A 13,665-nucleotide genomic window follows, 5' to 3' on the forward strand; every position below is an offset into this window, starting at 1 on the left:
AAGGCACGCGAAGCGGCGCGGGGGGTGCTTCTTCTCAGTGGCGGAACTGCCCCTGGCGCGTGACGATGGCCAGGTCCACCAGCGACAGGCCGGTGTGGGCGCCATCGCGGTAGCTCACCTTCAGGCCTTCGACCTGCAGGTCGGCGTTTTTCAGGCCGGCCACGAAGCTGGCACGGGTGGGGTTGGGGCCGGCACGCTGCAGCGCTTCGACCAGGGCCCGGGCCGTCATGTAGCCCTCCAGGCTGCCGTAAGAGGGAGCCTTGCCCGGTTTGTGGGCCTTGAAGGCATCCTGGTAAGCCCGGGTGAGCGCAGATTTGCGTTCCCACGGGCTGGGCATCACCTGGGCGAAGATCATGCCGTGCCCCAGCTCACCCAGCTGCCCGGCCAGTTGGGTGGAGCCGGAGTTGACGCCGTAGAACTGCAGGCTCAGGTTCCGGGACTCCGCTTTGCGGATGAGTTTTTCGTAGATACCGATGCCACCGTGGTTGAACACGACCTGCGCGCGGCTGGTGCCGAGCTGTTTCACCAGTGCGTCGATGCCGGCGTCGTCGATGTCCGACTTGAAGGCCAGGTCGGCCACCACCTCCAGCCCCAGGGGCTGGCTGAGCAGGCGCACGTTGTCCAGGTGCTGCTGGCCGGTTTCCGAGTCCGAGCGCAGGAAGGCCACGCGCTGCATGCCCAGGCTCTTGGCGTGCTGCAGCAAGGCGCGGAATTCTTCCTTGTGTTCGGCGCGCACGGGGAACACCAGCGGCTGGTGGGGCGTGCGCAGGGTGGGCGAACCCGCCATGGGGCCGAAAAACGGCACCTTGAGTTCGGTGGTGGCCTTCATCACCGCGGTGGACGGGCCGCCTTCGATGGAGCCGAACACGAGAAAGACCTTGTCCTGGGTGATCAGCTGCCGCGCATTGGCTTCGGCCTGGGCCGATTTGTTGTCGTCGTCCAGCACCTTCACCACCACCTTGCGGCCGGCTATACCCCCCTGCTTGTTGACCAGCGAGAGGTAGGTTTCGACGCCGTCCAGCACCGCGGTGCCGTAGTCGTTCTTGCCGCCCTGCAGGGTGATGCTCTGTCCGATCAGCAGTTGCTGCGGACCCACGCCATCTTCCGCCTGGGCACCTGGCCAGGCCATCAGAGCCATCAGACCGAAGGCGGGGATCCAGCGGGCGCCAGCTTGGTTCTTCATGGGGGATGCCTCCTGTGTTTCAGTTTACGCGGGTGGTCGAGCCGATGGCAGGTGTTGCCGGACGCACGCTCCCAGGAATCGGGCCCGGTCGTGAAAAAGCCGACACAAGTGTCGGCTTTCACGGGGAGGCAAGTCAGGCACTGTTCAGTGCATGACCACCGGCATCTGGGCCAGTTCGGCGTAACCTTCCAGCGTGTCTTCCACCTCTTCTTGCGAGGGGGTGTTCTGCTGCCAGGCGGTGATCTGGATCTGGAACATTTCTGCCCAGGAGCCGTCGAGGTAAACCTCTTTGCCCGAACGTTTGTCCACGATTTCAAAACCGTGGCGCGGGATCTGTGGACCGTCCAGCGACGCAACCTCGCCTTCTTCCATGGCATTGGCCAGGATATGGACCACGGCAAAGGCATCCGAGTCGTAGAGCATGTGCATGACTGAAAAGTCCTTCTAAAAGTGAAACCGTTGTTCCTGTGAACCTTATATCGGCAATTGGCAGGCCAACTGCAGGCTGCTTAGGGTGTTAGATGGGCACGGGTCCTGAAAATTCAATAAGCGTGTGTTTTTCGGCACAGTTCCGCCTTTTGGCCGGGCAGGAACCGGAACAGGCTGGAATCACTGGGCCTGAACGGTGGGCGGCGCCTGCACCTGCGCAGCGGGCAACGAATCCAGCAGCTGGTCCACGAAATCTCCGTTGTGTTCCGTGATGCGCAAGCGCACCGGCAGGTAGCCCAGGGCCGGTGCGAGCCACACCTGCAGCGTCTTGTCGAACTCGCGCCGGGGCGAGCGGGTGAGCAGGCGCGCCTTCAGGGTGCCGGCCGGCAGTTCCAGATCGGTCAGCGGGCCGATCTGGAACTTCCAGTCTTCGGTGTAGCTGGCGTTGCTCACCGGCAGACTCAACGCCTGGCCTTCGGTGTAGGCCGAAGGCTGGGCATGGAACAGCAGGGACAGCTGCAGGCTGACCGACAGCTGGTCCTGGGTACCGGGCACGAGAGCGGCATCGGGCGAGTTCCGGCTGTAGCGGATGCGCTTCGCCTCGTAGTCGAAATGGGCCGCCTTTTCACTGCGGCTGCGGTCACCAAAGCGCTCGGGTGCCAGGCCTTGCGGCGTGATGTGACCGACGCTGGTGTGGACCCGGCTGCCCAGCAGAAAGGCCTTGACGGTCATCTGCGCTTCGTAGCGCTCGCCCTCGATGCGCCAGGTCAACTGGCCATCGGCGTTGTAGTTCAGGCCTTTGTACTGGCCCTTCACCTGGTAGTCCAGCTGGCCGTCGGTGGGCAGGTGCAGGGGGGCTGGCGGGGGACCGGACGCCACTGGCGCGTGCTGAACCGGCTCGGATGCGACGGGTTGTCCGGCCTCTGGCTCGATGGGCTGTGGGGGCGGTGGGGGCGGTGGTTCGGCCAGGATCTCCATCTCGGGGGCTTCCGGAACCAGGTCGATGTCTTCGGGCGTGACCTCCGCGACCGGCACCTCGGGCAGCGGCTCCGGTTCGATCACGGCTTCGGGCACCGGTGGCGGTGGTGGACTCGATTTCTTCGGGGCGGGAGGGGGCGGAGGCGGAGGGGGTGGCGGCTTGGGCACGATCCAGCGCACCGTGCTGGTGGTCACGGGCAGCACCGCGTCGGGGAGCTGTGTCATTGCAGCCACTTCGGTCGAGGCCTCGGGCGGGGAGGAAAGGCCCGGCGTGGTGGGCTGTGGCGCGGCCTTGTTGCTCCACCAGATCGGCAACCCGTCGGTGAGCAGCAGCAGGTGCAGGGCCAGCACCAGACCGGTCAGGGCCAGCAGAACGGACCAACGTGGTGCGGCTTCTGCGGGGCGCATGGCGGGTCGGGCCATCGGGGTTCAGGCGGGAGCGCGGTGGCCGAGGTCCGCACTGAGCTGCTGTGCACACCACAGGAGCGCAGAGGCCGGTGCGCTGTCCCAGCGGGTGTCCAGCGTGGCCACCGAGCCCAGCACCACCAGACCCATGGCGAGGCGTCCCTGGGCGTCGAACACCGGGGCGCAGAAACCGCCCACACCGGGCAGCAGGCTGTGGACCACGCGGCCCAGGCCGTGCTGGCGGGTTTCGGCCAGCACGGCCTGCACGTCGTGCTGGTTCTGCGGCACGTCCACCAGCGGCAGGCCGGTGGGCGGCAGTTTTTTCATGCGCGCGAGTTCGTCGCGGATCATGGGCGCGATGCGCTGGCCATCGCGCCCCTCATGACCGGTGAAGGCGGCAAAACAGCGACCGGTGGCGGAGGTCAGCAGCGGCATCACGTCGCCCAGGCGCAGCGTCACCGGCACGGTTTGCGGCGCTTCCAGCCAGTGCACCATGGTCGGCCCCTGGTTGCCCCACACGGCGATCGCCAGCGTGTGGCCGGTTTCGGCCAGCAGCTGGGGCAGGCGCTCGCGCGCCAGTTTCACGGCATCGATGCGCGAGAGGCTGGCCAGACCCAGCCGCAGCGCGGCGGGGCCGAGGTCGTAACGCGTGCTCACCGGGTCCTGCATCACCAGGCCCATGCGCTGGAAACTCACGAGGTAGCGGTGCGCCTTGGCGGCGCTCATGCCGGCGGCGGCGGCCAGGTCGCGCAACATCAGCGCACCGGGCGCATCGGACAAGGCGCTGAGCAACTCGAAACCCACTTCCACCGACTGGATGCCCGCCCGGGGGTCGCCGTTTTCAGCGTGGTCGGCATCGGGCACGGTCGACGGGCTGGCGGGGCTGGTTTGCTTGATCGGGTTTTTCGCGGCGGGCATGGTGTGGGTGCAGCGGGATCGGGTGGCGGTCAGCCGGCGGCCTGTGGGTCTTTTTGAGGCGGTCCAGCACCGGGATCGGGGCTTTGGTCTAGAATCCGATTTTTTACGGATAGGTTAACTGATTTCACTATTCGTAATTTTAGATGCTTCAACCGGGTGCGCCTCAGGCGCCGAACCGGGTAAAACCGAACCCTTCAACGCCCAGCGACAGCAGGAGACTTGCATGAAACTCGCCACTTACAAAGACGGCTCGCGCGACGGACAACTGGTGGTGGTCTCGCGCGACCTCTCGACCGCCCATTATGCGACGGGCATCGCCCACAAGCTGCAGCAGGCACTGGACGACTGGAACTTCCATGCGCCCCAGCTGCACGACCTCTACGTCACCCTCAACCAGGGCAAGGCGCGGCATGCTTTTCCGTTTGATCCGGCCCTGTGCATGGCGCCGTTGCCGCGTGCCTACCAGTGGGCCGACGGCTCGGCTTACCTCAACCACGTCGAGCTGGTGCGCGCCGCCCGCAACAGCGAAGTGCCGTCCACCTTTTACAGCGACCCGCTGATGTACCAGGGCGGTAGCGACGATTTCATCGGCCCCTGCGACGACGTGGTCGTGCCCAGCGAAGACTTCGGCATCGACTTCGAGGCCGAGATCGCCGTGGTCACGGGCGACGTGCCCATGGGCTGCACGCCCGAGCAGGCGCTCGACGGCGTGCGCCTGCTGATGCTGGTGAACGACGTGTCGCTGCGCAACCTGATTCCGAACGAACTCGCCAAGGGCTTCGGCTTCTTCCAGAGCAAGCCCGCCAGCGCCTTCAGCCCCGTGGCCGTGACGCCCGATGAGCTGGGCGACGCCTGGCAGGGTGGCCGTGTCAACCTGACGCTGCAGAGCACCTGGAACGGCCGCAAGGTCGGCATGTGCGACGCCGGCCCGGAAATGACCTTCCATTTCGGCCAGCTCATCGCTCACATCGGCAAGACCCGCAACGTGCGCGCCGGCTCCATCGTGGGCAGCGGCACCGTCAGCAACAAGGGCATCGAAGTCGACGGCAAGAAGGACTGGCCCAAGGGCTACAGCTGCATCGCCGAAAAGCGCTGCATCGAGACCATCCTGGATGGGAAGCCGAGCACCGAATTCATGAAGTTCGGCGACAGCATCCGCATCGAGATGAAGGGCAAGGACGGCCAGAGCATCTTTGGCGCCATCGACCAGAAGATCGCCCCCCTGGAGGCCTGATACCGTTCGGCGCGGCGGCTCAGCTTCTCAAGTCCGCACGCGCCCGTCGCCGGTGAGCATGGACAGCTCGACGTACTTAGAGGCCACGTGGTTGCTGCCGCTGAAGGACACGTCGAAGCCGCCCATGGCGTAGTTGCGGATGCTCTCCAGCCCGCTGATCAGACCGTCGCGGGTCGGTCGGCCGCCGCTCGCGCGGCGCATGCCTTCGGCAAACAGCTTGGCGGCCATGAACCCTTCCATGCTGGAGAAGTTGGGTTGCACCTTGTTGCCACCCTGCGCGATCAGCGCCAGGAACTCGCGCGTCACGGCGCTCGAAGCCTTGTAGGGCGAAGGCACCACCTGCGAAACCACCACGCCGGCGCCTTCCTTGCCCAGCTCGTCGGCCAGTGCCTGCGTGCCCACGAACGACACGTTGAAGAAGGTGCCTCCAAAGCCCGCCTTGCGCGCCGCCCTGATGTAGGCCGCGCACGAGGTGTAGGCGCTGATCTGTACCACCGCATCGGGCTGGGCAGCGTTGATGGTCTTCACCGCTTCGGCCACGTCGACCGTGTTGCGTTCCACCGTGGCCGTGGCCACCGGCTTGAGACCCAGCGCACCCAGGGCCAGTGTCACGCCGTCCAGACCGGCCTTGCCGTAGGCGTCGTTCTGGTGGAACACGGCGATCTTCTTCAGGCCCAGGTTGGTGAGCTGGCGCACGATCAATGCCGTCTCGTCGTTGTACGAGGCGCGCATGTGAAAGGCCATGCGGTTGAACGGCTGGCGCAGTCCCATGGCGCCGGTGAAAGGGGCAAAGAACGGTGTCTGCGCCTGGGTGGCGAGGGGCAGCGCCACCAGGCTGGTGGGCGTGCCGATGTAGCCAAAGAGGGCAAACACCTCATCGTCCAGCAGCTTGCGGGTGTTCTCCACGCAGCGAGCGGGTTCGTAGCCGTCGTCGAGCTGGCGCAGCTCGATCTGAGTCTGGTTCACGCCGCCCTTCGCATTGAGCTGGTCGAAAAACAGCTTGGCGCCGGCATGGAACTGGATGCCCAGCTGGGCGGCGGCGCCCGTGAACGCAGCCGACTGACCCAGCACGACCCGGTTGCCCGACTGGGCTCTCAGGGCGGGGGTGCCCAGTGCGGCGGCGCCAGCGAGGAGGCCGCTGAAAGCGCGTCGCGATAGACCGGGGGATGTTGCGGTGGAGGTCATGTCGCTGTCCGTCAAGGTGAAGGTTGGGAAGGGCCGATGCGGCGGCGTGGTACCGCCAAGTTCCCGATGCTAGCGTCTGAGGGTGCCCGCTGCGCATCGCCTGGGTCCTGAAAAGTGCCGCTCGTCGATTGCAGCGACGGTTGGCGGCCGGTCAGCCGGCGAAGATCGCGTCCAGCGATGCATATCCCTTGACTTCGATCGGGTTGCCAAACGGGTCGCAGAAGAACATGGTCCATTGTTCGCCGGGCTGGCCTTCGAAGCGCAACTGGGGTTTGAGCACGAAGTCCATGCCCGCTGTTTCCAGGCGGCTGGCGAGCGCCTGCCATGCGGGCAACAGCAGCACCAGGCCGAAGTGCGGCATGGGCACCAGATGTTCACCCACACGGCCGGTGCGCGTGGTCTTGAACGGTTCGCCCAGGTGCAGCGAGATCTGGTGGCTGAAGAAATCAAAATCCACCCAGGTCTCGGTGCTGCGCCCTTCGGCGCAGCCGAGCACACCGCCATAGAAGCGGCGGGCTTCGTCCAGGTCGGTGACGTGGAACGCGAGGTGGAACAGGCTGCGCGCGGGAAGGGTCTGGTGGCTGTGGGTCGGCATCCCGGCAGGATAACAAACCCCTGCGAATTTGCCGTGCAGACGCTGGCGTTGGGCTCAGCGCTGCGTGGGGTCGCCGGCGTTCTGGTCGTGCTTCAGGAAATACTGGCGCGCCATGGCCACCAACTGGCGGTCAGAGGGGTGGTCAGCGGAAACCACATCGACGATGGCGCTGGCGATGTCCTTGTCGTGGCGTTGGCAATGCGCGCGGAACTCGTCCTTGGCCTGTGCAGGGCCGGCGACCAGAATTTCGCGCACGCCCTGGAGCGCCTGTGCGACCTCGTGGTAGAAGTTTTCGTCGGCCGAGTCGTGCCCGCCTTCGGGGGAGTGGCTGCCACCGGCCGCGGGGCCGCGACCGTGCATCAGCTGGTGCGAACCCACATGGCCACCGGTGGCTTTGTGGTGCGAGCGGGACTTGATGTTCTCGGACTCGACATGTTCACGATCGAACATCAGCACATGGGCCTCGCGGCGATCCATCCAGACGACAGCGTGAAAAGTGGGCATGGGAAAACCTCCGAAAAAATAAGTGAAAGGGGCGCGGGGTCGGTGCGGTGGGTGTCAGACCTGCTCGGCCTTCTCCTGGCAGGCGACGCATCGCAATGCGGTCGGGTTGGCGTGCAGCCGCGCGGCGGCGATGGCAACGCCGCAGTCGATGCACAGGCCGTAGCTGCCGTCGGCGATGCGTTTGAGGGCCTCATCAATCGCCACCAGCTCGGCGGACTCACGCTCTTCCAGTGCAAAGGCCAGGTCGCGCTCGGTCTCGGCAGTGGCCCTGTCATCGCTCGCGGACTCGCGCGCTTCGGCGGCCGATTCGGCACGGCCGACCTTACCGCCCCGCTGGGCGCGCAACTGGGCCAGCACCTCGGTGCGCATCTGCTGCAGTTGGCTGGCATAGGTGTCGGAAATGTTCTGGCTCATGCTGACTCCTCTGGATTTTTGAGAGGGGGTTTCCGGAAGAATCTCCCAACCCCACGGACCCATCTTGCGCCTGCTCGCCGGGACGGGTGTTGACACACGTCAAGCGACCTTGGCCGCAAGAGGGCGAGCCGGGCAATCCCCCGGGTAAACACGGCGCAATCGATGGCGGTTTGGTGGGGCAAACGGAGCAGAATCGACGGGACCCTGGCCCGGATTTTGGGCGGGCACGCCCGATTTCAACGGAGAGACCCATGAACACTGTCGACTACAGCCGCTACCAGACGCTCGCCATTGCCCGCCGTGGCCCTCCCGTGGACGGCGTGCCCTCGGTGCTTGACATCCAGATGCGCGCCGACGGACCTGGCGGCAATGGCAAGCTGCCCACCGCCGGCCACGAAGGCCACTGGGAACTGAGCGAGATCTGGCGCGACGTGGGGCGCGACGACAGCGTGCGCTGCGCCGTGCTGCGCGGCAGCGGCCTGGGTTTTTCGGGCGGCGGTGATCTGGCGCTGGTGCAGGACATGGCGACCGACTTCGATGTGCGCACGCGCGTCTGGAAAGAAGCGCGCGACCTGGTCTACAACGTCATCAACTGCGACAAGCCCATCGTCTCCGCCATGCACGGCCCGGCCGTGGGCGCGGGCCTGGTCGCCGGCCTGCTGGCAGACATTTCCATCGCCGCGAAGTCCGCGAAGATCGTCGATGGCCACACCCGCCTGGGTGTGGCGGCGGGCGACCACGCGGCCATCGTCTGGCCGCTGCTCTGCGGGCTGGCCAAGGCCAAGTACTACCTGATGCTGTGCGAGCCCATCAGCGGCGAAGAGGCCGAGCGCATCGGTCTGGTGTCGCTCGCGGTGGACGACGACGCGTTGCTCGACAAGGCCTACGAGGTGGCCGACCGGCTGGCCTCGGGCAGCCAGACCGCGATCCGCTGGACCAAGTATTCGCTGAACAACTGGCTGCGCCAGGCCGGCCCGGCGTTCGACACCTCGCTGGCCCTCGAATTCATGGGTTTTGCCGGACCCGATGTGCGCGAAGGTGTGGCATCCTTGCGTGAGCGCCGCGCCCCACGCTACGGCGTGGACAGCTGAACCGGCGTGCACGCCACCCAGAGACACCCACAGGAGACTCCCATGAGCGACACATCGGGCAGCGGTTTTGGCAAATTCGTTCCGGGTTTCGAGTTCCTGCAGAACCTCGCGGGGCAGGCCGCCGGTGGTGTGGCGCAGGGCCTCGGCAACAGCCTCCCCCAGATGCCCAACCTGAGCCACTGGGTGGCGCCCACCTTCAACGTGGAAGACCTCGAAAAACGCATCGAGGAGCTCAAGGCGGTGCACTTCTGGCTTGACCAGAACAGCAAGGCGCTCGCCGCCACCATCCAGGCGCTGGAAGTCCAGAAGATGACGCTGGCCACCTTGAAGAACATGAATTTCAGCCTGGGTGACGTCGCCAACGCGCTCAAGATCAAGGCCGCCGACACCGTGGCCAGTTTCACGGGCGGCGCCCCGCCAGTGGCCCCGGTGCATACCCAGTTCGCCGGCCTGGAAATACCGCCCCGAACCTATGGCACGCCGACACCGCCGGCGGCTTCTGACGATGACGCCGAGGCGGAAGAGGACGAAGAAGAGATCGACGAGGACATCGAAGACGAGGAAGACGAAGAACCCGCGCCGCCGCCGGTGTCCCGGTCGCGCAAGACCCGAACGCAGCCCGTTCCCGCTCAACCGGCCGCGCCCGCCGGCGGCGTGATCGACCCGATGCAATGGTGGGGCGCGCTCTCGCAGCAGTTCCAGCACATCGCCACCAACGCCATGAAGGATGTGGCGAAGCAGACGGCGCTGGACAGCACCCGCCAGGTGGCCAGTGGCCTGACCGAGCAGGCCGTGAAAACCGCTACCGGTGTGGCCGGCAAAGTCACGCGGGGCCTGACCGAAACCGTGGCGCGCAACGTGGGCACCGCGGCCGGCATGGGCAAGGCCGCCGCACGCGCCGTCTCCGGTCGCCAGGCGCCCGCCCGACCCGCCGCCAAAAAGGCCGCCCCGAAACCCGCCGCCAAAAAGGCGCCGGCGCGCGTGCGCGCCGCCCAGCCGGCGCCCACCGCTGCGCCCCGCGCCAACCTGGCCCAGCCGCTGTCCACCGGCAACTGGCCCATGCCGACCGCCTTTTTCCCCTTGACCGGGCTCCAGCAGCCCGCCGCAGTGCCCAGAGCTGCAGCTGCACCCAAAGCTGCAGCAACACCCAAGGCCAAAGCCAAGGCACCGGCCCGCAAGGCGGGCACGCGCAAACCCGCTGCCGGCAAGTCGGCGCGCAGCACCGGCCGGCGCTGACGCTGCGCTGAACCCTCCGGCCGTGCCGAGGTCGTATCACCATGAAACCCTTTCCCTACGCCCACGCCACCCATCCCCAGTGGCGCATGGCCGCCGCGCTGGTGCTCGCCCAGTTGCGTGCGCAGCTCGCCTTGCCGGGCGCCGCGCGGGCGCCTTCGCTGGCACTGCTCTACATCACCGACCACTACGCCAGCGAGGCCGAAGCCATCCTCGAACACCTCAGCGCCGAACTGCCCGAAGTGACCGACTGGGCCGGCACGGTGGGGGTGGGCATCGCGGCCAACAACGTCGAGTACTTTGACGAGCCGGCGCTGGCCGTCATGTTGTGCGACCTCAGTCCCGACCAGTACCGCGTGTTCAGCGGCGTGGCGCCGCTGGCGGCCAGCGGGCGCGCGGCCGGGGTGGATGGTTTCGAGGCCCACACCGCGCTGGTGCACGCCGACGGCCACACCCCCGATCTCGCCGAGCTGATCACCGAGATGGCCGACCGCACCACCAGCGGCTACCTGTTTGGTGGTCTGGTGGGCAGCCGCAGCGACAGCGTGCAGTTCGCGTTCAGCAGCGCGGGCAACCTGCAAGGTCACGGCGCTTCCAGCGGCGTGTTTCATGGTGGCCTGAGCGGCGTGGCCTTCGGCCCGGGCGTGGACCTGATCTCGCGCGTCACGCAGGGGGCCCAGCCAGTAGACCGTGAACGCACGGTGACGGCCGCCGATGGCAACCTGGTGCTCTCGCTGGACCACGAGCCGGCGCTGGACGTGCTGCTGCGCGAACTCGGCATTTCGCTCGAACAGCCTGAAACAGCCATGCCGCGCCTGCGCGCCACGCTTGTGGGCCTCACGCCGCCGATCGCCGAGGCCGGTGTGCGATCACCGCAGCGGCGCGGCCAGTTCGGCCCCGAAGTCACGGTGCGCCACATCATCGGCCTGGACCCGGGGCGGCGCGGGGTGGCGATTGCCGACGTGGCGCCCGTGGGCAGCCGGCTGGCGTTTTGCGAGCGCAACGTGCAGGCGGCGCGCGCAGACCTGATCCGGGTGTGCGCCGAGGTGCGCGAGGAGCTGGAGCCCGAAGAACTCAGCCTGCCCCTGGCCACGGCGCTGGACAGCCCGGAGGCCGATGCCGCGCCACAATCCGCGCGCCGCATCGCGGGCGCGGTGTACGTGAGCTGCGCCGGCCGTGGCGGTCCGCACTTCGGCAGCCCGAGCGCCGAACTGCAGATCGTGCGGCGCGCGCTGGGCGACGTGCCCCTGGTCGGTTTTTTCGCCGGCGGCGAGATCGCCCACCACCGGCTCTACGGCTACACCGGCGTGCTGACCGTATTCACCATGCCGACCTGAAGCAAGGGCGTCAGGCGGGCACGGCCCGTGCGTGGCCGGCACCGGGGCCGCGCGCCCGCTTGAGCAGAAACAGCACGATGCCGATGTTGAGCAGGTTGAAGCCGATGCCGTTGATGAACGCCGCCTGGTAGGAACCGGTCAGGTCGAAGATGGCGCCCGACATCCAGCCGCCCAGTGCCATGCCGAACAGCGTGGCCATCAGCACCGTGCCCACGCGCGCGCCGGCCTGGGCGGGCGAGAAGTGTTCGCGCACGATCAGCGCGTAGCTCGGCACGATGCCACCCTGGAACAGGCCGAACAGGCCCGAGATCAGGTACAGCGGCACCAGGCCGTCGAAGGGCAGGAACAGCAGCAGCGCCACGCCCTGCAGCACCGAGCCCAGCAGCAGGGTGCGCAGGCCGCCGATGTGGTCCGAGATCCAGCCCGAGATCAGTCGGCTGGCGATGCCCATGCCGAGCATCACCGACAGCATCTCCGCACCCCGCGCCGCGCCAAAACCCAGGTCGGTGCAGTAGGCGACGATGTGCACCTGCGGCATCGACATCGCCACGCAGCACGAGACCCCGGCCACGCACAGCAGGGCCTGCAGCGTGCCGGGCGAAAGTCCGAGCGGTCGTTCTTCGTGCTGGGGTGCGCCGGACTGTGCGGCGGCGACCGGTTGCGGTGCGGGCATGTCCGGTGGGCGGCGCCGCAGCACCAGCGCCAGCGGCAGCATCACCAGCAGGCAGAACACGCCGATGCCGGTGTAGGCCTGGCGCCAGCCGCCGTTGTCGATGAAGTGCTGGATCACCGGCGGCCAGACGGCGCCGGCCAGGTAGTTGCCGCTCATGCAGATCGCCAGCGCGATGCCGCGACGGCGGGTGAACCAGCGTGAGGTGTCGGCCACCAGCGGTGCAAACGTGGCCGAGGTGCCCAGCAGGCCGATCAGGATGCCCTGCGCCAGGCTGAACTGCCACAGGCTCTGGGCCGATCCCGCGGCAATGAAACCCAGGCCAAGCCCCACCGCGCCGCCCAGCACCGGCACCATCACACCGAAACGGTCCGAAAGACGACCCATGAGGATGCCGCCCAGGCCGAAGCCCACCATGGTCAGCGTGTAGGGCAGCGAGGCGTCGCCACGCGCGACGTCAAAGTCGGCCTGGATGCGTGGCAGCACCACCGTGACCGAATACATGCCCGCGCCGCCCAGCGTCATCAACGCCAGCGAAACCACCAGCCGGAACCACGCATAGGGTGATTCGGTGGCGGCGGCGGGCGGGGCCGGGTTCATGGGGCGGGGGAGGGGGCGCCGGGTTCGGCTGCGGGTTCGGTGGCGGGCGCGTCGACCGTGGGCTCGGGGCTAGTCGGGGCCGCCGGGGTGGCCGGGCGGCTCAGCCGGGCCCGTGCGCGCTCCAGCGTGCGGTTGGCGTCGAGCACGTGCAGGCCATACATGTCGGCGAACTCGTTGAGCGTCTTGCCGCTGGCGTCGAAGGCGCGCAGCAGGGCTTCTTCGCGCGCTTCGCGCGTCGCGGCCACGGTCAGCGCGTCGTGGGTGAGCTGGTTCACTTCATCGTCACGCCCGCGCACACGCTCGGCGTATGCGTCGCGCGGCAGGCCGGAGGCTTCATAGGCCTGCAGGATGCGCTGGCGCAGCTTGGGACGCAGGTCTTCGCGGCTGCGCGCACCGCGGCGGCGGAACACCTCAATCAGCGCGTGGTGCACCTGTTCGGGCGTGAGGTCTTCCACCGGCTCACCGGCCAGGTTGTGGCGCTGCAGACCCGAGGCCACCACCGTCAGGTAGCGCGTGGAGCGGGTGTGCAGCGCGAGCGCCGCTTTCAGGCCGTCCTTGTCGAGGGTGTCGGGCTGTGCGGCCAGCAGGTCCTGGTAGATGCCGCGCTTGAGCGGCAGCAGCGTCTCGCCAAACAGCGCGGGGTAGAGCGTGGCCAACTGGTCCAGCACCGGGTGCTGGCGCGCGGGCGCCGGGCCCGCGAGGCGCTCGGCGGCCGGGCGTTGCGGGCGGCGGCCGCGGTTCGGACGCTGGCCGCGTGGTGCGGCGCCGGAGGGGTCGGAGGCGCTGGCTTCAGCGGGTGCCGCAGCGGTGTGGTCGGGCGTGTCGTTGGCGGGTGCGTTCATGGGGGCGTGCGGAGCAGGAAAAAAAGTGAGCCCACGTTCGGGCAAGG

14 protein-coding genes are annotated in these 13,665 nt (G+C 67.6%); 4 read left to right on the forward strand and 10 right to left on the reverse strand.

Going from position 1 to position 13,665, the window contains the following annotated elements; genetic code table 11:
- Nucleotides 1-34 precede the first annotated feature (34 nt).
- The 4 genes from AC0GNO_RS16010 to AC0GNO_RS16025 form a co-directional block, all read right to left on the reverse strand.
- Nucleotides 35-1,183 carry an ABC transporter substrate-binding protein gene (locus tag AC0GNO_RS16010; RefSeq protein WP_472904661.1) on the reverse strand — a complete coding sequence of 383 codons (1,149 nt, stop codon included), beginning with the start codon at nucleotides 1,181-1,183 and terminating at the stop codon, nucleotides 35-37.
- A 144-nt stretch (nucleotides 1,184-1,327) separates the two neighbouring features.
- Nucleotides 1,328-1,612, reverse strand: a complete 285-nt coding sequence (locus AC0GNO_RS16015; protein WP_472886801.1) for a BTH_I0359 family protein — start codon at nucleotides 1,610-1,612, stop codon at nucleotides 1,328-1,330.
- Nucleotides 1,613-1,792: 180 nt separating this feature from the next.
- A complete protein-coding gene (locus tag AC0GNO_RS16020) occupies nucleotides 1,793-3,013 on the reverse strand; it encodes a DUF3108 domain-containing protein (RefSeq protein ID WP_472904662.1) in 1,221 nt (406 codons plus the stop codon).
- Between the two features lie 6 nt (nucleotides 3,014-3,019).
- A complete protein-coding gene (locus AC0GNO_RS16025) occupies nucleotides 3,020-3,913 on the reverse strand; it encodes an IclR family transcriptional regulator (RefSeq protein ID WP_472904663.1) in 894 nt (297 codons plus the stop codon).
- A 223-nt stretch (nucleotides 3,914-4,136) separates the two neighbouring features.
- On the opposite strand from AC0GNO_RS16025, the gene AC0GNO_RS16030 reads away from it, so the two are divergent.
- Nucleotides 4,137-5,147 (forward strand): fumarylacetoacetate hydrolase family protein, encoded by a 1,011-nt coding sequence (locus AC0GNO_RS16030; protein WP_472904664.1) that lies wholly within the window; start codon nucleotides 4,137-4,139, stop codon nucleotides 5,145-5,147.
- Between the two features lie 27 nt (nucleotides 5,148-5,174).
- On the opposite strand, the gene AC0GNO_RS16035 is transcribed toward AC0GNO_RS16030, so the two are convergent.
- The 4 genes from AC0GNO_RS16035 to AC0GNO_RS16050 all read right to left on the reverse strand — a co-directional run bounded on the left by AC0GNO_RS16035 (nucleotide 5,175) and on the right by AC0GNO_RS16050 (nucleotide 7,845).
- Entirely contained in the window at nucleotides 5,175-6,332 is a 1,158-nt protein-coding gene (locus AC0GNO_RS16035) for an ABC transporter substrate-binding protein (RefSeq protein ID WP_472886805.1), read from the reverse strand.
- 151 nt (nucleotides 6,333-6,483) lie between these two features.
- Nucleotides 6,484-6,927, reverse strand: coding sequence for a VOC family protein (locus AC0GNO_RS16040; protein WP_472886806.1), 444 nt, complete (start codon nucleotides 6,925-6,927; stop codon nucleotides 6,484-6,486).
- Between the two features lie 54 nt (nucleotides 6,928-6,981).
- Entirely contained in the window at nucleotides 6,982-7,431 is a 450-nt protein-coding gene (locus AC0GNO_RS16045; protein WP_472904665.1) for a hypothetical protein, read from the reverse strand.
- A 54-nt stretch (nucleotides 7,432-7,485) separates the two neighbouring features.
- The gene (locus tag AC0GNO_RS16050) at nucleotides 7,486-7,845 is read right to left on the reverse strand and encodes a TraR/DksA family transcriptional regulator (protein WP_472904666.1); all 360 of its coding nucleotides are present in this window, start codon (nucleotides 7,843-7,845) and stop codon (nucleotides 7,486-7,488) included.
- A gap of 251 nt (nucleotides 7,846-8,096) precedes the next feature.
- Here AC0GNO_RS16050 and AC0GNO_RS16055 point away from each other — a divergent pair, with 251 nt between their 5' ends.
- Genes AC0GNO_RS16055 through AC0GNO_RS16065 form a run of 3 tightly spaced genes read left to right on the forward strand, consistent with a single transcriptional unit; the run spans nucleotide 8,097 to nucleotide 11,506 of the window.
- A complete protein-coding gene (locus tag AC0GNO_RS16055) occupies nucleotides 8,097-8,936 on the forward strand; it encodes an enoyl-CoA hydratase/isomerase family protein (protein WP_472886809.1) in 840 nt (279 codons plus the stop codon).
- Nucleotides 8,937-8,978: 42 nt separating this feature from the next.
- A complete protein-coding gene (locus AC0GNO_RS16060; RefSeq protein ID WP_472904667.1) occupies nucleotides 8,979-10,172 on the forward strand; it encodes a PhaM family polyhydroxyalkanoate granule multifunctional regulatory protein in 1,194 nt (397 codons plus the stop codon).
- Nucleotides 10,173-10,213: 41 nt separating this feature from the next.
- Nucleotides 10,214-11,506 (forward strand): FIST signal transduction protein, encoded by a 1,293-nt coding sequence (locus AC0GNO_RS16065; protein ID WP_472904668.1) that lies wholly within the window; start codon nucleotides 10,214-10,216, stop codon nucleotides 11,504-11,506.
- Nucleotides 11,507-11,516: 10 nt separating this feature from the next.
- Here AC0GNO_RS16065 and AC0GNO_RS16070 read toward each other — a convergent pair whose 3' ends face one another.
- Both AC0GNO_RS16070 and AC0GNO_RS16075 read right to left on the reverse strand, forming a co-directional pair.
- Entirely contained in the window at nucleotides 11,517-12,776 is a 1,260-nt protein-coding gene (locus AC0GNO_RS16070; protein ID WP_472904669.1) for an MFS transporter, read from the reverse strand.
- Nucleotides 12,773-13,618, reverse strand: a complete 846-nt coding sequence (locus tag AC0GNO_RS16075) for a ProQ/FINO family protein (protein WP_472904670.1) — start codon at nucleotides 13,616-13,618, stop codon at nucleotides 12,773-12,775. Before AC0GNO_RS16075 ends, AC0GNO_RS16070 begins: the two co-directional genes overlap by 4 nt.
- Nucleotides 13,619-13,665 lie beyond the last annotated feature (47 nt).

The organism is Hydrogenophaga sp. L310 (assembly GCF_055703065.1).